The 19,998-nt window shown below is 69.6% G+C and carries 15 protein-coding genes and 1 tRNA gene; 9 read left to right on the top strand and 7 right to left on the bottom strand.

Annotated elements, in window-relative coordinates; genetic code table 11:
- The first annotated feature begins 42 nt into the window (after positions 1-42).
- Positions 43-1,329 (top strand): MFS transporter, encoded by a 1,287-nt coding sequence (locus G328_RS0107855; RefSeq protein WP_019618799.1) that lies wholly within the window; start codon positions 43-45, stop codon positions 1,327-1,329.
- A gap of 89 nt (positions 1,330-1,418) precedes the next feature.
- Here the strand turns inward: G328_RS0107855 and G328_RS0107850 are convergent, their stop codons facing one another.
- Positions 1,419-2,291 carry a Ppx/GppA phosphatase family protein gene (locus tag G328_RS0107850; RefSeq protein WP_338063024.1) on the bottom strand — a complete coding sequence of 291 codons (873 nt, stop codon included), beginning with the start codon at positions 2,289-2,291 and terminating at the stop codon, positions 1,419-1,421.
- Between the two features lie 423 nt (positions 2,292-2,714).
- Between G328_RS0107850 and G328_RS0107845 the strand changes: the two genes are divergently transcribed.
- The 5 genes from G328_RS0107845 (at position 2,715) to G328_RS14750 (ending at position 11,064) form a co-directional block, all read left to right on the top strand.
- On the top strand, positions 2,715-3,221 hold the full coding sequence (locus tag G328_RS0107845; protein ID WP_026339741.1) for an amino-acid N-acetyltransferase: 507 nt from the start codon (positions 2,715-2,717) through the stop codon (positions 3,219-3,221).
- Between the two features lie 158 nt (positions 3,222-3,379).
- Positions 3,380-6,340, top strand: coding sequence for an ExeM/NucH family extracellular endonuclease (locus tag G328_RS0107840; RefSeq protein WP_019618796.1), 2,961 nt, complete (start codon positions 3,380-3,382; stop codon positions 6,338-6,340).
- Positions 6,341-6,538: 198 nt separating this feature from the next.
- Complete coding sequence (locus G328_RS0107835) at positions 6,539-7,504, top strand: aldo/keto reductase (protein WP_019618795.1); 966 nt, start codon at positions 6,539-6,541, stop codon at positions 7,502-7,504.
- 123 nt (positions 7,505-7,627) lie between these two features.
- A complete protein-coding gene (locus G328_RS14755; RefSeq protein WP_154651548.1) occupies positions 7,628-10,264 on the top strand; it encodes a bifunctional metallophosphatase/5'-nucleotidase in 2,637 nt (878 codons plus the stop codon).
- A gap of 86 nt (positions 10,265-10,350) precedes the next feature.
- Positions 10,351-11,064: a hypothetical protein gene (locus G328_RS14750; protein ID WP_019618793.1), complete on the top strand. Its 714-nt coding sequence runs from the start codon at positions 10,351-10,353 to the stop codon at positions 11,062-11,064.
- Between the two features lie 58 nt (positions 11,065-11,122).
- On the opposite strand, the gene radA is transcribed toward G328_RS14750, so the two are convergent.
- Positions 11,123-12,484: a DNA repair protein RadA gene (gene radA, locus G328_RS14745; RefSeq protein ID WP_019618792.1), complete on the bottom strand. Its 1,362-nt coding sequence runs from the start codon at positions 12,482-12,484 to the stop codon at positions 11,123-11,125.
- Between the two features lie 299 nt (positions 12,485-12,783).
- Positions 12,784-14,508, bottom strand: a complete 1,725-nt coding sequence (locus G328_RS14740) for a hypothetical protein (protein WP_019618791.1) — start codon at positions 14,506-14,508, stop codon at positions 12,784-12,786.
- Between the two features lie 69 nt (positions 14,509-14,577).
- On the opposite strand from G328_RS14740, the gene G328_RS0107810 reads away from it, so the two are divergent.
- A tRNA-Ser gene (locus G328_RS0107810) sits at positions 14,578-14,667 on the top strand.
- 352 nt (positions 14,668-15,019) lie between these two features.
- Complete coding sequence (locus G328_RS0107805; RefSeq protein WP_019618790.1) at positions 15,020-15,505, top strand: pyridoxamine 5'-phosphate oxidase family protein; 486 nt, start codon at positions 15,020-15,022, stop codon at positions 15,503-15,505.
- A gap of 237 nt (positions 15,506-15,742) precedes the next feature.
- On the opposite strand, the gene G328_RS0107800 is transcribed toward G328_RS0107805, so the two are convergent.
- The 3 genes from G328_RS0107800 to G328_RS0107790 all read right to left on the bottom strand — a co-directional run bounded on the left by G328_RS0107800 (position 15,743) and on the right by G328_RS0107790 (position 17,342).
- Entirely contained in the window at positions 15,743-16,099 is a 357-nt protein-coding gene (locus tag G328_RS0107800; protein WP_019618789.1) for a VOC family protein, read from the bottom strand.
- 177 nt (positions 16,100-16,276) lie between these two features.
- The gene (locus tag G328_RS0107795) at positions 16,277-16,510 is read right to left on the bottom strand and encodes an RNA-binding S4 domain-containing protein (RefSeq protein ID WP_019618788.1); all 234 of its coding nucleotides are present in this window, start codon (positions 16,508-16,510) and stop codon (positions 16,277-16,279) included.
- A gap of 94 nt (positions 16,511-16,604) precedes the next feature.
- Positions 16,605-17,342, bottom strand: a complete 738-nt coding sequence (locus G328_RS0107790) for a hypothetical protein (RefSeq protein ID WP_019618787.1) — start codon at positions 17,340-17,342, stop codon at positions 16,605-16,607.
- A 157-nt stretch (positions 17,343-17,499) separates the two neighbouring features.
- Between G328_RS0107790 and G328_RS0107785 the strand changes: the two genes are divergently transcribed.
- Positions 17,500-18,708: a cobalamin-independent methionine synthase II family protein gene (locus tag G328_RS0107785; RefSeq protein ID WP_019618786.1), complete on the top strand. Its 1,209-nt coding sequence runs from the start codon at positions 17,500-17,502 to the stop codon at positions 18,706-18,708.
- A 159-nt stretch (positions 18,709-18,867) separates the two neighbouring features.
- Here G328_RS0107785 and hpaD read toward each other — a convergent pair whose 3' ends face one another.
- Complete coding sequence (gene hpaD, locus G328_RS0107780; protein ID WP_019618785.1) at positions 18,868-19,863, bottom strand: 3,4-dihydroxyphenylacetate 2,3-dioxygenase; 996 nt, start codon at positions 19,861-19,863, stop codon at positions 18,868-18,870.
- Between the last annotated feature and the right edge of the window lie 135 nt (positions 19,864-19,998).

Below are 19,998 nucleotides of genomic sequence, written 5' to 3'. Positions count from 1 at the left end.
CGGAGTAGCGTGCACTAGGCACGGCGAAATCAGAGGAGTGCGATGGCGAGCAAGACGAATGGCGCGCAGCCGCCGCTCTGGCGCATCCTCGTCATCGCCCTGCTGCCGACCTTCACGTACTCGGTCGGGCAGGGCGCAATCGTGCCGGTGATCCCGGCCGTCGCGACCTCGCTCGGAGCCGACCTCGGCTTCGCGGGCTTCATCGCGGGCTCACTCGTGATCGGCCAGGCGCTCGGCAACCTGCCCGCCGGCGGCGTCGTGAGCCGCGTGGGGGAGCGGCGCGCCATGGTGATCTCGGCGCTCGCGACGATCGTCGGCGCCCTCATCTCGGTGTTCGCGGTGAACGCCTGGATGCTCCTCGCCGGCGTGTTCCTGCAGGGGCTTATGGCGGCGACGTTCGCGCTCGCGCGGCAGGCGTTCCTCAGCACCTACGTGCCGTTTGAATACCGGGCGCGGGCGATGTCGACGCTCGGCGGGGTGTTCCGCTCGGGCATGTTCGTGGGGCCGTTCCTCGCGACCTGGCTCATCGCCTCGACCGGCGACGTGCAAACGAACTTCTGGGTGTTCATCACCTGCGCCGCGCTCTCGGCGATCGTCGTGTCGGTGCTGCCCGACGTCGAAAAGCTCGCCGGTACGCGGCCCCGCAGCGAGATCGACCTCGACGCGGCGAACGACACCGCGACCGGCGCCGTGCAGCTGCCCTCCGACGAGACCCCGTACGTGCGCGAGTCGGTGTGGCAGGTGTTTCGCACCCGCGGCGACGTGCTGCTCACCGTGGGCGCAGGGGCGGGCATCCTCATGATGCTGCGCTCGGCCCGGCAGATTCTGCTGCCGCTGTGGGGCATCTCGATCGGGCTCGACGACGCGTTCACGACCCTCATCATCGGCATCGCCGGCGCGATCGACTTCGCGCTGTTCTTCACGTCGGGCTGGATCATGGATAAGTGGGGTCGCCTCGCGAGCGGACTCCCCGCCATGCTCGGGCTCGGCGTCGGGTTCATCGTGCTCGCGTTTACGCACGAGCTGCCGTCGTCGGCCGCCTGGTTCGTCGCGATCACGCTCTGGCTCGGCGTCGCGAACGGCGTCGGCTCGGGCATCAACATGACGCTCAGCGCCGACCTCGCCGACCGCGAGCATCCGGCCCCGTTCCTCGCCGCCTGGCGAACCGTGAGCGACGGCGCGGGCTCGATCGTGCCGTTCCTCATCGCCGGAATCCAGGTTGTCGCGGGGCTCGCCGCGACCGCCGGAACGTTCGGCGTGCTCGGGATTTTCGGCGCCTGGTTGCTTTGGCGGTACGTGCCGAAGTATCTGCCGCGCGGCGACGGATAGGCGGGGTCACGGCCGGTTGTCGGCGGGTGGTTGGGTGCCAGGTGCTGGGCGTCGTGCGCGGCGTGGGGCGCGTATCCGGCCCCGTGTCGCTACTTGCGCTTCTTCTCGGGGTCGTTCGGCAGCCGGTCGAGGTAGTCGAGCAGCACGCCCTCGCGCATGGCCCACGGCGAGATGTCGAGGCGTTCGATGTCGAGCGCGCGCATCACCGACAGCAGCACGGTGCCGCCGCCGACGATCTGGAAGGCGCGGTCTTGCGTGATGCCCGGCAGCGCGCTGCGCGCCTTCGAGGGGAGCTCGGCGAGGCGGGGGAGCCAGTCTTCGAGCTGCCAGCGGTACAGGCGGGTGCGGGTGTTGCCGCCGAGGCCCTCGGCCTGCGAGCCGGCCAGGCGTGCGAGCGAGCGGATGGTCTTCGACGAGCCGACGACCTGGTCGGCGTGGCGCAGCTCGCCGAGGCGCTCGACGGCCTCGGGCAGCACCTCGTCGATGTGTGCCTGCAGGGTCTCGAGCTCGGAGTCGGAGGGCGGGTCGTCGGTGAGGAACTGCTTCGTCATGCGGCCCGCGCCGAGCGGCAGCGAAAGCGCGAGCTCGGGTAGCTCGTCGGTGCCGACCGCGAGCTCGAGCGAGCCGCCGCCGATGTCGACGAGGAGGATGCGGCCGGCGTTCCAACCGAACCAGCGACGCACCGCGAGGAAAGTCACGCGGGCCTCGTCGGCGCCGCTCATCACCTGCAGGTCGATGCCGCACTCCTTGCGGATGCGCTTCAGCAGCTTCGGGCCGTTCTTCGCCTCGCGCAGCGCGCTCGTCGCCATCGGGAGCAGCTCGTCGAGGTTCGCCGCCTCAATGTGCGCGGCCGCAGCGTGCATCGTCTCCATGATGCGCTCGACGCCCGCCTTCGAGATCGAGCCGTCAGGCTGCAGGTACTTCATGAGCCGCAACACCGACTTCGTGGACGTCTTGTGCACCGGTCGCGCGCCCGGATGAGCGTCAACGACCAAAAGGTGTACCGTGTTCGAACCGACATCGAGAACGCCCAATCGCATCTCCACAGCCTAGGCGACGGTGCGCGTGTTGCGCCGGAGTCGCCGGCCACGTTTCGGTCTCGGTGGGGTGGGGCGGGCGTCGCGGGGGCGCTGCCAGGCGCCGCGGCCGGATGCGCTTCCGCGTGCCCCCGCGCATCCGGATGCAGTGGGTGTAGCTGGGTGTCGTGGGCAAGTGTGCCCACGGGCCCCGGCTGTGCCCACGTCGTTCCCGGCTCGGGCCTCGGATGCAGTGGGCGGGGTCGGGTGTCGTGGCCAAGTGTGCCCGGGTGGCCCGGCTGTGCCCAGGTCATCCGCGGCTCGGCGTGCGGCCAGCGGGCGGGGCCACGACGCTCGTAGACTTGGGGGATGCAGAATTTGGTCGTGCGCCGCGCGCGCACAGATGACGTGGTCGCGATTCGCGACGTCTTGCAGCCCATGATGGCGACCAATGTCCTGCTCCGAAAAGACCTCGTGGTGCTCTACGAAGCGGTGCAGGAGTTCGTCGTCGCCGAACTCGACGGCGAGATCGTCGGCTGCGGCGCGCTCCACGTGCTCTGGCGCGACCTCGGCGAGGTCCGCTCGATCGCGACCACCGACGCGGTGCGTGGCAAGGGCGTCGGCCACGCGATGCTCGCCGACCTCATCGACCGCGCCCGCGACCTCGGCCTCGAGCGCCTGTTCTGCCTCACGTTCGAGACCGAATTCTTCGGCCGCCACGGCTTCGAAGCCGTCGGCGAGCACGTCGTCGACGAGGCCACCTACAGCGAGATCATGCACTCGCCCGACGCGGGTACGGCCGAGTTCCTCGACCTGCCGTGGGTGAAGCCGAACACGCTCGGCAACACGCGCATGCTGCTCACCTTCTCGCGCTGACGCCGCCACACACCACCGCACGACGACCGCCCACACGCCACCGCACGACGATCGCCCAGCCCGCCCACGCGCATCCGCCGCGTTACCCGCGCGTTACCTTCGTGTCGCTGGGTTGGCCTAGGGTCGGGACAACTTGTTCCTGACGTGAGGAAGCGTTCGTGCGAAACCCCTTCAAGCAACTTGGCGCCGCGGCGCTCGCGGTGGCACTCGGAGCCGGCAGCGTTGCCGTGCTCGGCCAGCCCGGCTCGGCGGCGGCCGCGCCCGACGGCACCGCGGTCGTGATTAGCGAGGTCTACGGCGGTGGCGGCAACAGCGGCGCCCCCGTCAACCGCGACTATGTCGAGCTCTACAACCCGACCGACGCGGCAATTGACCTCAGCAGCTACCAGGTCGTGCGGTACTCGGGCAGCGGTAACCCGCAAGACGACGCCGTCACGCTGCCGGCGGGCACGACGATCGCGCCGGGCGAGACGCTCGTCGTGGGCGGCGCCTACGGCAACAACACCGACGCGGCCGACGTTGAGGTTGACGTCGACGGTAACTTCGCGCTCGGGGCATCGAACGGGGCAGTGCACCTGCAGGATGCGCAGGGCGAGATTGTCGACCTCGTCGGCTTCGGCACGGTGGGCGGCAACGCCTACGAGACCGCTCCGGCACCTGCGCTCGGCAACGCCGTTTCGGCGCAGCGCGACGCCGAGGGCACCGACACCGACGACAACTCCGCCGACTTCGTGGCGGCCGAGCCCACGCCGGGTGAGGTCACGACGGGCGACGGGTCGACGCCGCCGTCGCCCGACCCGGTCGAGCCGGCCGAGTGCGACATCGAGATCGCCGAGATTCAGGGAACTGGCAACGCGACCGAGCTGCCGGGCGACACCCCGGTCACCGCCTGCGGCATCGTCACCGCGGCGTACCCGACCGGCGGGCTCAACGGCTTCTACCTGCAGACCCCGACCACCGACGCGGCCGGCGCGCCCGTCGAGGCCGTCGACGGCTCATCCACCGGCATCTTCGTTTACACGGGCTCAGCGCCCTCGGTCGAGATCGGCGACTCGGTCGCCGTCACCGGCACCCCCGACGAGTACAACGGCCTCACGCAGCTCACGAACCCAACCGTGGCCGAGCTACCCGAGTCGATCGGCTCGGTCGAGGCGCTCGAACTTGACGAGTGGCCCGCAACCGAGGCCGAGCGCGAGCAGTACGAGGGCATGCTCGTCGCGCCGCAGGGCACCTACACGGTGACCGACAACTACTCGCTCAACCGCTTCGGCGAGATCGGGCTCGCGTTCGGCGACGGTCCGCTCGTGAACGCGACCGAGGTCGGCGCCCCCGGCTCGGCCGAGGCGCAGGCGCAGGTCGACGAGAACACGGCCCGCGCCGTGCTGCTCGACGACGGCGCGAGCTGGGACTACTCGAGCAACGACACCGCGAAGAACTCGCCGCTGCCGTACCTCGACCTCGACTCGCCCGTGACGGTCGGCGCGACGACGACGTTCAGCCAGCCGGTGATCGTGTCGTACGGCTACGACATGTGGCGCCTGCAGCCGCAGGAGCAGGTCGTCGGCACCGAGAACGCGCCCGCGTCGTTCAGCGACGCCCGCGAGCACGCGCCCGCCGACTTCTCGGGCTCTGACTACACGGTCGCCTCGTTCAACGTGCTCAACTACTTCACGACCCTCGGCAACACCGAAGAGGGCTGCGAGTACTACCCCGACCGCGAGGGCAACCCCACGACAGCCGACTACTGCACGCCGCGCGGCGCCTACGACGAGGCGAACTTCGAGCGCCAGCAGCAGAAGATCGTCACGGCGATCAGCGCGCTCGACGCGTCGGTGATCGGGCTCGAAGAGATCGAAGACTCGTCGGACTTCGGCGATGACCGCGACGCCGCGCTCGCGCAGCTCGTCGACGCGCTGAACGAGGCCGCGGGCTCCGAGAAGTGGGCCTACGTGCCCTCGCCCGAGGTGATTCCGGCGACGGGCGACGACGTGATCCGCACCGCGTTCATCTACCAGCCCGCCGAGGTCACCTACCTCGACGGCAGCACCGTGCTGCTCGACGACCCGGCGTTCGCCGACGCGCGCGCCCCGCTCGCCGCGACGTTCGCCCCGGTCGCCGACGTCGACGACTACTTCGTCGTGATCGCGAACCACTTCAAGTCGAAGGGTGGTTCGGGCGAGGGCGACAACGAGAACCTCGACGCCGGCAACCCGGCGAGCGCCGTCGGTGGCTGGAACGGCGACCGCGTGCGCCAGGCCGAGGCCCTGCTCGAGTTCGCCGACGCGCAGCAGGAGGCGGCCGGCACCGATCTCCTCTTCATCACGGGCGACCTCAACTCGTACTCCATGGAGGCGCCGGTGACGACGCTCACCGACGCCGGATACGTTCCGGCCACCGACGACGGCGACTACAGCTACCTCTACACGTCAGAGCTCGCGACCGGCGGCAAGATCGGCACGGTCGGCTCGCTCGACCACCTGCTGCTCTCGCCCGCCGCGGCCGAGCGCATGGACGCCGCCGACATCTGGACCATCAACGCCTACGAGCCCATCGCCCTCGAGTACAGCCGCTTCAACTACAACGTGACGCAGCTATACGACGAGTCGCCGTTCCGCGCATCCGACCACAACCCGATCATCGTCGGCATGTCGGTCGCCGACGAGGAGCCGGGCGACACGGATGGGCCTGGTGACACGGATGGGCCTGGCGACACGGACGCACCCGGTGAGACGCCCGGCGACACGGATGGGCCTGGCGACACGGACGCACCCGGTGAGACGCCCGGCGACACGGATGGGCCTGGCGACACGGACGCACCCGGTGAGACGCCTGGTGACACGGACGCGCCTGGCGACACGGATGCGCCTGGCGCGACTCCGGCGCCGAGCGATCCGGTGACGACGGATCCGGCAGCGACCGACCCAGCCGCGCCGGGCGACGGCACGACCGGCAGCGGAAACGGCAGTGGCAGCGGCGGCGTTGACGGCGTCGACGCTGGCGGGAACGGCGGCGGCCTCGCCGAGACCGGTGCCGACGACGCGCTCCTCATCGGCGCCGCGGCGGCCCTCGTGCTGGTGCTCGCGGGGATGGGCCTCGTGATCGCCCGCCGACGCGCTTAGTCCAGGCTGCTCCGAACCCGGCGGTCCCGGCCTCGAACGGGAGCATCCTGCGGCGGGCGGGTGTATGGCACACCATGCACCCACCCACCGCAGGATGCACCCGCTGCCGTCGCGACGCAGCGGCACCCGCGCGTAGCACCCAGCAACACTTCAGCAACCCGCCGGAATACCCACGCAACACCGTCGGTTGTCGCCCACATGACTACTTCACGCATCCGTCTCGGCGACAGCAACCTCGAAATCTTCCCGCTCGTGCTCGGCGGCAACGTCTTCGGCTGGACCGCCGACGAGGCCGCAAGCTTCGAGATCCTCGACGCCTTCGTCGCCGCCGGTGGCACCCTCATCGACACCGCCGACTCGTACAGCGCCTGGGTTCCGGGCCACGAGGGCGGCGAGAGCGAGCGCGTCATCGGCGCCTGGCTCGCCGACCGCAAGCCCGAGGGCGTACAGATCGCGACGAAGGTGGGGATGCTCCCCGGCGCGACGTCGCTCACCGCCGAGAACGTGCGCGCGGTCGCCGAGCAGTCGCGCGAGCGCCTCGGCGTCGAACAGATCGACCTCTTCTACGCGCACCAGCCCGACCCCGAAACGCCGCTCCAAGACACCGTCGCGGCGTTCGACGCGCTCGTGCGCGACGGCATCATCGCGAACATCGGCCTCTCGAACTACTCGGGCGCCGAGACCGAGCGCTGGCTCGACATCGCCGAGCGCACCGGCGCCGCGAAGCCGGTCGCGCTGCAGCCGCAATACAACCTCGTGCACCGCAACGATGTCGAGGACGACGTGCAGCCGGTCGCGCTGCGCCACAACCTGAGCATCCTGCCCTGGGGCTCGCTCGCGAGCGGCTTCCTCACCGGCAAGTACCGCGAGCAGGTCGAGCAGGGCGACTCGCCCCGCGCCGGCGGCGCCTCGAAGTTCGCCACCGAGCAGGGCCTGCGCATCATCGACGAGCTCGAGCGCATCGGTGCCGCCCACGACGCGAGCATCACGTCGACCGGCCTCGCCTGGCTGCGCCAGCAGCCCGCCGTCGCCGCGCCGATCGCGAGCGTGTCGCGCGCCGAGCAGCTGCCCGACCTCATCGCATCCGCCACCCTCACCCTGAGCGACGACGAGCTTGCCTCGCTCACCGAGGTGTCAACCTGGCAGCCGGAGGGCGCGAAGTAGCCGCAGTTCGGCACGAATTCGGCGTCAACCGACGTCAAGGGCTTGCTATTGCCTGAGCTTTACCTGATCGTTACTTGGGAGTGAAACTCTTGCCGAGTTCAACTTCCAGCAACAGGAGGCCAAGTGGCTCACAAGTCCAAGATGGTGAAGGGCGGTGTCGCAGCCACTGCCGGCTGCGCACTCGCCGTCACCGCGTTCGTGGCACCGGCGCAGGCCGATGCCCTGTCGACCGGCGAGGTTATTCAGCCCACCGCCGGCACCACCCAGATCAACCTCATCGGCTTTAACGACTTCCACGGCCGCATCACGCAGGTCGACGCGTTCGCCGCGAACGTGCTGCAGGTGCAGGACACCTTCGGCGCCGACAACAGCCTCATCATCGGCAACGGTGACCAGGTTGGCGCGTCGGAGTTCGAGTCGTCGGTCGCCGGTGACCAGCCCACGAAGGACGCGCTCGTCGCGCTCGGCGTCGACTCGTTCACCTCGGGCAACCACGAGTTCGACAAGGGCCAAGAGGATGCGCTCGCGATCCAGGAGGAGTTCGGGTCGCTGCTCGCGGCGAACGTCGTCAAGGAAGACGGCACGCTGCTGCTCGACGCCTACAACACCTTCGAAATCGAGGGCTTCACGGTCGCCGTGATCGGCGCCGTGACGGAGTCGACCGCGTCGGGCGTGAGCCCCGCGGGCATCGAGGGCCTCACGTTCACCGACCCGGTTGACGCGGTCAACGAGGTCGCCGCCGAGCTTTCCGACGGCGATGACTCGAACGGCGAAGCCGACATCATCATCGCCTCGTACCACGAGGGCGGCCCGACGAGCGGCAGCTACGACTCGAACGCCTCGAACGCGACGTTCGTGAAGATGGCCGAGGAGACCTCGACCGACGTCGACGCGATCTACGAGGCCCACACGCACCAGGCCTACAACTACGAGACCACGGTTGACGGCAAGACCCGCCAGGTCGTGCAGGCCGGCCAGTACGCCGAGAACGTCGGGCAGATCGTGCTCGACGTTGACGCCGACGGCAACGTCGTCGCCTCGTCGTCGTCGGTGATTCCGACGTTCGTGGAGGACGCCGAGGGCGAGAGCGCCCCGCGCGTCGACTACACGACCCTCTCTGACGCCTCGCGCGCGACCTACGACGAGGTCGTCGCGATTCAGGAGGCCGCGCTCGAAGAGGCCGAGGTGCTCGGCGCTGAGCAGATCGGCGTCGTGAACGACGACATCACCCGCGGCAAGACCTACGACGAGAACGGCAACGTGACGGTTGAAGACAACCGTGCCGCGACGTCGACGCTCGGCACGCTCATCGCCGACTCGATGGTCGGCTGGGCGCAGAGCGTCGGTACCGAGGCGCTCGACGCCGACCTGTCGATCATGAACCCGGGCGGCCTGCGCGCCGACATCGCCGGCGACGGTGTGCTCACGTACAAGGATGCGCAGGTCGTGCTCCCGTTCGTGAACAACCTCTCGGTCGTGTCGCTCACCGGCGCCGAGCTGAAGAACGTGCTCGAGGAGCAGTGGCAGGTCGACGCCGAGGGCGCCGTGCCGTCGCGTCCGTACCTGCAGCTCGGGGTGTCGTCGAACGTCGACTACACCTACACCGGCTCGACCTCCGACGACCCGCTCACGACGCAGGGCAGCCACATCACGTCGGTGTACATCGACGGTGAGGCGCTCGTCGACGACCAGGTCTACAAGGTCGTCATGCCGTCGTTCCTCGCAGCGGGCGGCGACAACTTCTTCTCGATCAACAACAACGAGGGTGTCTACGACACCGGTTCGGTCGACCTCGACGCGTTCGTGCAGTACGTGCAGAGCCAGCCGAACCAGGAACTCGTGCCGAACCAGACGCGCGGCAACTTCCAGGTAGCCGACTACTTCGGCGAAGCGGGCACGACCCCGTCGGTCGCCGCGGGCGACTCGCTTGAGTTCACCGTGAGCGACACCGACCTCACGTCGCTCGACGCGGTCGAGAACACCTCGGTCGAGGTGCAGCTCGACGGTCAGGTCATCGGCGAGGGCACGCTCGAAGCGGGCGACGAGGGCACGGCCGCCGCCGTCACCCTCACGGTCCCGGCCGACACCGCCGCCGGTGACTACACGGTGCAGCTCGTCGCGCAGCCCTCGGGCTCGACCGTGAACCTGCCGCTCACCGTCACCGAGGCGCAGACCACGCCACCGACCCCGTCGCCGTCGCCGTCGCAGACCGACCCGACGCAGTCGCCGACCGAGACGCAGGTGCAGGACCCGACGATCGTCACCGAGCAGGAGCACTACACGTTCGCGGAGTCGGCCGAGGGCATCCAGTACGCCGGCGCGTACTTCACCCCGAACGAGGCCGTGACGATCTCGATCACCGACGCCTCGGGCGCGACCTCGGAGGTCGAGGAGGTGCAGGCGGATGCTGACGGCATGTTCGGCGGCACCCTCACGTACCGCACGGTCGACGCCGACACGGGCGCCGTCATCGAGGACAACCTCGAGTGGCCGGCCGGCACCTACACGGTGTCGGCGACCCAGGGCGAGCTCGCCGCGTCGGTGACCTTCACGGTCGGCGATGACGACGGCGGGGCCTCCCCGACCGAAGGCGACTCGGGTGACATCCCCGGCAAGGGTGACGGCGACAACGGCTCGAACGACGGGCTCGCCGTGACCGGTGCGAACGAGACCGCGATGTTCGCGGGTATCGCGGCGGGCGTGCTCGCCCTCGCGCTCGGCCTGACGCTCATGCTGGTGCGCCGCCGCGGCGACGCGTAGGCAACACGCACTAGGCACAACGCAACACACCGCCACGGCGGGCGAGGCTCCGGCTTCGCCCGCCGTGGCCGTTTAGGCTTGAGCGCATGAGCGGGCAGGGTGGTGACACGGGGCAGGGCAGTGAACAGCGGGGCGCAGGCAAGAAGCCGAGCGCGGCGGTGTATCGCCGTCGGCGACTCGTAGCGGCGCTGCTAGTCGTCGTGGTCGTGCTGCTCGTGTGGTGGGGTGTTGCCGCGCTCGTCGGCGCGCTGCGGGGCGGGGATACGCCGGTTGAGACGGGCGCGCAGGTCGCGCCGACCTCCTCCACCGACGCGACGCCCGCGAACCCGGGCGACACCGCGACACCCGAGCCGACGCCGGAACCGACCGAGTCGCCCGAGCCGACCGAAACATCCACCCCCGTCTGCACCGAGGACGACGTCACCGTCACCGCGATCACCGACGCGGAGAGCTACGCGGCCGACGCGCTGCCGAAGCTGTCGCTCAAGGTCGTGAACACGAGCGATGCGCCCTGCATCATGGACGTCGGAACGTCGGCGCAGGTGTACACGATCATGTCGGGCAGCGACACGATCTGGGTGTCGACGCACTGCCAGACCGGCGGCACGAGCCAGGTCGTTGAGCTCACGCCGGGCAAAGAGGTGACCGCCCCCGAGATCGAGTGGGTGCGGGAACGCTCGTCGCCCGACACGTGCGACTCCGATTCGCGGCCCGCCGCGGTCGGCGGTGGCGCGTACTACTCACTGAGCGTGTCGATCGGCGGGGTCGCGTCGGAGCCGACGTACTTCGACCTGCAGTAGCGGATGCGCGGGGCGCGGACCGCGACGCAGCCGGCTGCTGCGCGCGAGGCCCGCGCGGCTACCGGCGCAGCTTCGGCGGCTCGGCCGGGCTGATCGTCGCGAGCGCGAAGTCGAGCGCCCGGCGCACGGTGCCACGCTCGGGGCCGAAGCGCTTCGTATATCCGAGCCGCTGCGCTTCGGTGAACCGCTGGTCTTCTGCGGCGACGTGCCGAATCTCGCCGACGAGGCTGATCTCGCCGACGACGACCGTGTTTGGTGCCGTCGAGACGCCGCGCTTCGCCGACTGCAGCGCGACCGCGATCGCGAGGTCGGCCGCGGGCTCGGTGAGGCGCACCCCGCCGACCGTCGAGACGTAGACGTCGTGGTCGCTCAGGGCGGTGCCGCAGCGGCGCTCGAGCACGGCGAGGATCATCGCGACGCGGCTCGAGTCGACGCCGTTCGTGATGCGGCGGGGGTTCGGCGCCTGGGTCGGCACGACGAGCGCCTGCACCTCGACGGGAAGCGCGCGCTTGCCCTCGAGGGCGATCGTGATCGCCGAGCCGGCGACGGGGTTGTCGCGCTCGCTCACGAAGAGTGACGAGGGGTCGGGCACCTCGGTCATGCCCTCGCCCGACATCTCGAAGCAGCCGACCTCGTCGGTCGGCCCGAAGCGGTTCTTCAGCGTGCGCACGAAGCGCAGCGCTGTCTGCCGGTCGCCCTCGACGTGGGCGACGACGTCGACGAGGTGTTCGAGCAGGCGCGGGCCCGCGACGTTGCCGTCTTTCGTGACGTGGCCGACGAGAATCGCGGGCATGTTGCGGGTCTTCGCCGCCCGGATGATCGCCGACGCGACCTCTCGCACCTGGCTCGGCTGCCCCGCGAGCGAGTCGATGTTCGCCGACGAGACGGTCTGCACCGAGTCGACGATGAGCAGCGCCGGATCAGTCTGCTCGATGTGGCCGAGCACCGTTTCGAGGTCGGTCTCGGCCGCGAGGAACAGCGTCGGCTGCAGCGCGTCGGTGCGCTCGGCGCGCATCCGAACCTGCGTCACCGACTCTTCGCCCGACACGTAGAGCACTCGCGCGCCGGTCGCCGCGATGCGCGAGGCGGTCTCGAGCAGCAGCGTCGACTTGCCGACGCCGGGCTCGCCCGAGAGCAGAATCGCCGCGCCCGGCACGATGCCGCCGCCGAGCACGCGGTCGAACTCGCCGATGCCGGTTGCGTGGTGCTGCGCCGCGCTATCGTGCGGAATCTCGGTGATCGGGAGGGCCGGATGCGACGGCGCGATTGCCGAGGCGCGCGCCGCGATGCCCGACTTCGTGCCCTTCTCGACCACGGACCCCCACGCCTGGCACTCGGGGCAGCGGCCGACCCACTTCACGGTCTCGGCGCCGCACTCGGTGCACTCAAACGTGTTGCGCTGCTTGCTTTTCGTGGCCATACGACCAGCCTAGGCGCGGCCTCCGACACGGGCGGCGTTGTCCACAGGGGTGGGTCCTCGCGAACGGCGGCTCTTGCGCCGGCCGTCATTGATCGCTGCCCTTCGCGAGTGGCGGTATCGCACGGCGAGCGGCCGCATGGTGCGCGGTACCGCCCTTCGCCGCAGGATGCACCTCCTCGCCGAGTGGGTGCATCGAACGGTGACCGGGTGCATGGTGTGCCGTCATGCCGCTCGCCGCAGGATGCACTCATTCAGCAGCGTCGTCGGCCGCGGCGCCACGACGCACGTCGCGCGCAGCCTCACTCGGCGGTCGCGGAGGGCGACGCCGTCGGCGCATCCGGCGCGGCGTGGCCGCCACCGACCGGATCAAACGTCACCACCGTCGTCGATCCCGGCGCGCTCGAGAGCGTCACCGGCGAATCGGCCGTCAGCGTGAGCTGAGCGAGCTTCGACTCCACGGGAGCCATCGCCGGCAGCGAACTCGCCGTCGCGTCGAGGGATGCGCCCGAAAGAGTCGAACCCGACTCGGGCGCCCAGGCGGTTGGCGCATCCGAGCCGCCGTCGAGCCCCGTCGGTGCCGAGATCTCGACCGGCACGGCGTCGCCGCCGTCGGCTGGGTCACGCAGGTCGACGATGACGAACGTGAGCGAGCCGTCGTCGCCCGCGACCGCGTGCACCGTCGTCTCGCCGTTGCCCGAGACGGTGGGCGTGAGGAGGTGACCGGCGGGGATCCAGCTCAGCTGCATGAGCGCGAGGTACGAGGTTCGGCCCTGGATGAGCTCGCCCGGGTCGTTCACGTTGCCCGTCGCGCACACCGGGCTCATGGGCGCGCCGCCATCGCACGCGCCGAGCATCGAGTGGAACGCGATGCGCTCGGCCCCGGTCTCGGCTGCGGTGAGGGAGTAGTCGGCGGTCCAGAGTGCCTGGGCGTGCGTGCGCGACGTTTCGTTGCCGCCCGAGCATGAGGTGGGGCCGGTTTCTTCGATCCACAGCGGCAGGTTCGCCTCGGCGGCGACCTTCGCGCCCTGGCCGATGATCTTGCGCGTCGTCTCACGCAGCGTCGGCGCGGTCATGTCTTCGATCGTCGGATTCGACGGTGCCGAGTCGGGCCCGTCGCACCGCCACAGCGGGTACCAATGCTGCGTCACCGCGACCTTGTTCGGCAGCGATGATTCGACGTAGGCGCGCATCCAGGTCGTGTCGTAGGCGCCCGGGCCGGCGAACGTCGTGCCGGGGGCGGCCGCCTCGATCGCGTCGCCGTACTCCTCGAGCGCGTCTTGGTAGGCGTCGGTGTCCCAGTCGTCGCCGCGCACCGCGAGGTCGGGCTGCGCCTCGGGGGAGTAGCCGTTTGGTTCGTTGCCGATCGTGATCGCGAGCAGCGAGTCGCCGAACGCCGCGTACGCGTGCTTCACCATGTCGGCGGCGCGGTCGGGGTCGTCGTGGCCGAGGTCGACGACGAGCGTCACCTCGGCGTCGATCTCGTGGGCGACGGCCGCGACGCGCTCGAGGTCGGCGGGGGTCACGGTCGCCTCGGCCCAGCTCGGGGCGGGCTCGTCTGAGGTGGTCCACCACATGCGGCGGTCGACCTTGTTCCCGCCGAAGCGCAGGGCAGGATGCTCGACTCCCGCGAGCATGACCGTGAGGTTCGAGTTGTCGGAGTTCCAGGCGGGGTTCGCGAGCTCGGTGGCCTCGAAGCTGAAGCCGACGGTGCCGCCCCACGGCGTCGCGTCGTCGGCGAGGGCGAAGCTTGCCTCGATGGGTGTGCCGGATGCGTCGGGCAGGGTGAATGCGCCCGGGTTCGGGTCGAAGCCGGGGGCGTCGAGGGTCTCGGCGGCGCTCGGCGTCGGGGTTGGCGTGGGGGTCGTGCTCTCGGGGGCGGAGGTCGTGGCGGTCGTCGTGCTGGTCTCGCGGGGGAGGAACGCGATGGCGGCGACGATCGCGAGGATGACGGCGGCGGCCGCTGCGGTGATCCAGGCGAGGCGTTTGGCGTTGCGGTCGGATGCGGGGGTTCGGTCGGGAGTCATCTCGTGCGAATCGTACCGAGGAAAGAAAAAGTTGCGCGGGCTGCGAGAAATGTGATTAAAATTGACGCTGGTGACGTGTCCGAGCGGCCGAAGGTGCAACACTCGAAATGTTGTGTGGGGGCGACTCCACCGTGGGTTCAAATCCCACCGTCACCGCCAGGTCGAAGGCCCCGAGTTCTCAGCAAAACGCTGAGGAGTCGGGGCCTTTGTCGTTCCCGGGTGCGGTCGCTGCTGCGCCGGCCGGTGGGCCACTGCTGCGCGGGGGTGCCCGGCCGCGCTGGCGCCGCCAGCGACAACCGGCGCAGCCAGCGACAACTGGCGCCGTTATGACAGCGCCAGTTGTTCGTAGCAGCGCCAGTCGCGGGTTGTGAACTGCGCCGGCACCTCGATCGCGCGGCCACGACCGGGCAATTGGTCGCCCCGAGGCTCTGAAACCAGTCGGTCAGTGCCTGAGTGCCCGGTCAGGCCGTCTACGTACGATCGGCGGAACTTCGATGGCGAGGGAGGCCCCATGGGTACGAAGGATGAGTTGAGCAGGGAGCAGGTCCTCGAGATCATGCGAGGCGAGCAGATCCTCATGCTCTCCACTGCAACGAAGGAAGGCAAGATTGTCTCGCATCCGATGACTGCGCAGGCGGTTGATGACGACGCCGTCGCCTGGTTCTTCATCGGACTGCAGGGCGATCAAGCGGATGCGATCCGCGAGAACCCGCAGGTGAACCTCGCCTTCGCGGAGACCGGGTCGTGGCTCTCGGTCGCAGGCACCGCCGAATTCGTGGACGACCGAGCCAAGGTCGAGGAGCTCTGGGACGGCCAGGTCTCCTCGTACTTCGATGGTGGCAAGGACGACCCCAATCTCGGGCTGCTCAAGGTCGTGCCCGAGTCAGCCCAGTTCTGGGGCGTTGAGGGCAATAAGACGATCGCGGCGGTGAAGATCCTGGCCGCCAAGATCCGGGGCACCGACGGCCCCGGCACCTCGGCGACCACCGAGCTGTAGCGGCGGCTTCGCCGCGCCGGGGAATCCGGGGCGGGCGTCGTCGTGCTCGTCGACGCCACCGTCACCGCCAGCGACAAGTGGCGCCGCCAGCGACAACTGGCGCCGTTATGACAGCGCCAGTTGTTCGCAGCGGCGCCAGTCGTGGGCTGTATGTCGCGCGTATCCGCTCGCGGCCGCGTATCCGCTCGCGGCCGTGGGGGCGTTCGCCGCTGGGCGTGGATGCGCGGCGACGAAACGTCAGCTGTCGGCCGGGAGTTCCCACAGCTCGAGCGGCAGACCCTCGGGGTCGTGGATGCGCACGAAGCGGCCAATCTCGGTGTCCCACTCGGGGCGGGCGTCGACGTCGATGCCGGCCGCGGTGAGCCGCGCTACGAGGTGGTCGAGATTGGTGACGCGGAGGTTCAGCATGAACGACTGGTCGTCGGCAAAGTAGTCGCTGTCGGAGGGGAACGGCGCGAAGACCGTCATCCCAGCGTCCTGCTTCCAAATCGCGTCGTGGCCGGCGTCAATGCCGAGGTGCTCGCGGTACCAGGCCGCGCGGGCGTCGGGGTCGCGGCTGCGAAAAAACAGCCCACCAATACCAAGTGTCGTCATGGCGAAAGTGTAGGCCGCGCCTCCGACTTCCCGCGGGGCCGCGCAATTGGCGCCGCCAGCGACAACTGGCGCCGTTTTGACGGCGCCAGTTGTCCGCAGCAGCGCCAGTTGTTCGCAGCGGCGCCAGTTGTCAGCGCACGAGCCCAGCGAGCCCGGATACGCGGGGCTGGCCGCCGCTCACGTCCCGGCGCGCACCCGCACTTCGTGTCCGCCGAGCTCGACAACGTCGCCGTCGTGCAGCTGCCGGCCGCGGCGCGTCTCGCGCTCGCCGTTCACTCGCACGTGGCCCTCGCCGATGATCTCTTTCGCATCGCTGCCCGTGTCGAGCAGCCCCGAGAACTTCAGGAACTGCCCGAGCCGAATCATGTCGCCATCGATCTGGACATCGTCGATCGGGTCGCTACTGCTCATGCCCAAATGCTAGCCGCCAGGCGTGACCGGACGCCCAGGCGTAACCGGACGCGCAGCCAACCCGCGCGCAACAGCCAGCCCGCGCGCATCCGGCCTACGCCCGCTGCCCGGCCGCTCGCCGCCGCACGATGATGCGCTTCGTGTTCGACGGCTCGGCGCGGTCGAACCAGAGGTCGACGCGTTCGCCGTTCACGATCGGGTCGGCGCGGGGAATCGTCTGGTACTTCTGCACGAACCGGCGCACGCCGTCGGCGTCCAGGAACGTGAACGTCACGGTGGTGAGGAGCGTGACCGCGTCGGGGTCCATGAGGTCGTAACCCTGATTCGAGACGTACCCCGGCACCGGCGGCGCGGCACGCATGAGCTCCGCCCCGAGCTCGTTCCGGGCGATGCGACGGGCGCGGGTCCAGCCGCTCAGCACGAGCAGCACCACCCCAATCGCGATGAGAATCAGCGCATCCATGCGCGGTTCGAACGATGCCACCCACGCCGGCGGTTCCGGCGAGAAGCCAAAGCCGGCGCCGACCCCGAGCACCGCGAGAGCGATCGGCACGAGCACGCCCGGCAGGCGCTGATTGCGGCGCACGACCGAGTACCACCGCGCGAGGCAGAAGAGCACGACAGCCGCCGATACGGTCATCACCGTCATCGCGAGGAAAATGTTCCAGCCGGGGGCATGCATCGCGATCGAGGCCTTGATCATCCGCACAATCAGCAGCGTGGTGATCGCGGGAAGCAGCAGCATGCCCAGCGCGGGCAAGATGAGGTCGGATGCGGTGGTCGTGCGAGCCTGCCGCTCGCGTCGCGCGGCGTCGGGATCGACGGTGCTCATGCCTCCATCCCAGCACGGGCGAGCGGATGCGCCGCCAGATGTCGCGCAATGTTCACCTGCGCGTCATGGTCGCGGCCGCACCCCCAACCGCCGCGCAACGTCGCACTGCGTCACATTCCGCAGCAAATCAGGGGTTCTTCGATACTTTTTGAGCACTATGACGCAGATCGAAACGACCACCGCGGGCAGCCTGCCCCGTACCCAGGCCCTCATCGAGGCGAACGCCTCGCGCAAGCTCGCCGACGACGGCTTCACGCTCGAGTCGACGCCCGAGTACGACGCCCTCGTCACCGAGGCGGTGCGCGACGTCGTCGAACGCCAGCGCGAGCGCGGCATCACCCAGCCCGGCGACGGCGAGTTCGGCAAGGCCATGTCGAACGCGGTCGACTACGGCGCGTGGTGGACCTACTCGTTCCAGCGCAACGACGGCCTCTCGCTCACGGGCGACAACCCGTTCACGCAGGAGCCCGTGCGCTCGACGCCCGGCAACGTGCAGCTCACCTCGTTCCCCGACCGCCGCGACTGGACCAAGTTCGCCGAGGCCTACGCCGACCCCGACAGCGGCATGGGCACCGGCAAGAACGCCACCGAGTGGCCCGCGACGACCGGCGAGATTCGCTACACCGGCCAGGACGCGATCGCGGCCGACGTGCGCAACCTCAACGCGGCGCTCGAACCGGGGGAGCGCGGCTTCCTCACCGCCATCGCGCCCGGCTCGGCCGCGCGCATCCAGAACGCCTTCTACGCCTCGGAGCAGGAGCACATCGACGCGTGGGTGCCCGCCCTCCACGAGGAGTACAAGGCGGTCACCGACGCCGGCCTCATCGTGCAGCTCGACGACCCGTCGCTCGCCGAGAACTGGGACCAGATCAACCCCGAGCCGAGCGTCGAGGACTACCTCGCGTTCACGCAGATCCGCATCGACGCGATCAACGAGGCAATCAAGGGTCTGCCGAAGGAACTCGTGCGCCTGCACCTCTGCTGGGGCTCGTGGCACGGCCCGCACACGACCGACATCGAGCTGAAGCACATCCTCAAGACCGTGCTCTCGGCAAACGTCGGCCAGGTGTCGTTCGAGGCCGCGAACGCGCGCCACGAGCACGAGTGGGAGATCTGGGAAGAGAACAAGTCGATCATCCCCGACGACCTCGTGCTCGTGCCCGGCGTCGTGAGCCACTCGACCAACCTTGTCGAGCATCCTGACCTCGTCGCGCAGCGCATCGCTCGCTTCGCGAAGATCGTCGGCCCCGAGCGCGTCATCGCCTCGACCGACTGTGGCCTCGGCGGCCGCATCCACTCGCAGATCGCCTGGGCGAAGCTCGAGTCGCTCGGTGAGGGTGCGCGCCGCGCGGTTGCCCGCATCTAGCGCCTGCGCGGGCCCTGGTCAGCCCGACGAACCCTGATCAACGCGACGAGACCTGATGGCATGCCATCAGGTCTCGTCGCGTTTGTCAGGTCTGGTCGGGGAGGTCAGGGGTGGATAGGCGGGGCGGGCTGGATGGGCAAGGGCCGGTAGGGCCGGGAGTTAGTGCAGCCCGAGGTACTCCTCGAGCGTCTCGGGCGAGGCCTTGAGTAGCGGCTCGTGCGTCGGCTCGTTCGGGAACTCGCTCGCCTCGAAGAACCAGCGGCTCGACGCGGGCAGGCCCCAGAGCTGGGCGCGGCGAGGGTTCGAGACGTCCCAGCGAATCGGCGGGGTCTCGAGGTCGATGAACTGGTAGTGCGTGTTGAACAGCTCGATTCGGTGCTGGTCGGGGTCGCGAAGGTAGAGGAACAGGGCGTTGCTGATGCCGTGGCGCCCGGGCCCGCGGTCGATCTCGTTGCCGAATCCGGTCGCCCCCGCGACGTCGGCGGCGTGCAGGAGCGAGGCGCCGTCGGGCACGGCGTACGCGAAGTGGTGCAGGCGCGGCCCGCGACCGTTCGTGAATACGAGGTCGTGCGTGTTGCCCTTCACCTCCATCCACGTGCCCCACAGCTCGTCGGTGCCGTCCTTCGCGGTGTACTCGGTGAGGCGCATGCCGAGGCCGGTCCAGAAGTCGGTCGCCTTCTGCACGTCGTGCGTGACGCACTGGTAGTGGTCGATGCGCTGCGGGAATCCGGCGCGGTACTCGTCGTAGTGCTGCATGCGTCGGTCGACGAGGTCGAACTCGCTCGTGAGTTCGATGTGGGTACCGACGGCATCCCGGAATCGGATGGTCGGGCCCTGGTGGTCGGCCTCGACGCGCTCGAACTCGATGTCGTTTTCGCCGAAGTATTTCTCGGCGGCGACGATGTCGGCGTCGCTGCGCACGCGCAGGCCGACGGCGTGAGCCTTGGCGTCGGCGGTGCGTTCGAGCACGAGTGAGTGGTGGGCCGCCTCCTCGAGGCCGCGCAGGTACGCAACGTCGTCGGTGACCTCGGTGACGACGAGGCCGATCGTGTCGCGGTAGAACGCCACGCTGCGTTCGAGGTCGGTGACGCCGAGCCGCACGTGGCTCGCGCGGGTGAGCTGGAAGGGGGTATCGAAATTCGTGACGGGAAGCATCGTCGACTCCTAGTCGGGCGGGGCGGATGGGCGGGTGAGGGTGGCGGAGGGGATTCACGCCACCCTCACCCGTGCCGCCAGTCTTCGTGGGTGGCGCGGGGTGCGGAACCGGGCAGTCGCCTCGCGTCGGTATAA

The sequence above is a fragment of the [Zimmermannella] faecalis ATCC 13722 genome (genome assembly GCF_000381765.1).
GTDB lineage: Bacteria > Actinomycetota > Actinomycetes > Actinomycetales > Microbacteriaceae > Gulosibacter > Gulosibacter faecalis.
This window is presented reverse-complemented; position numbering and strand designations above follow the sequence as displayed.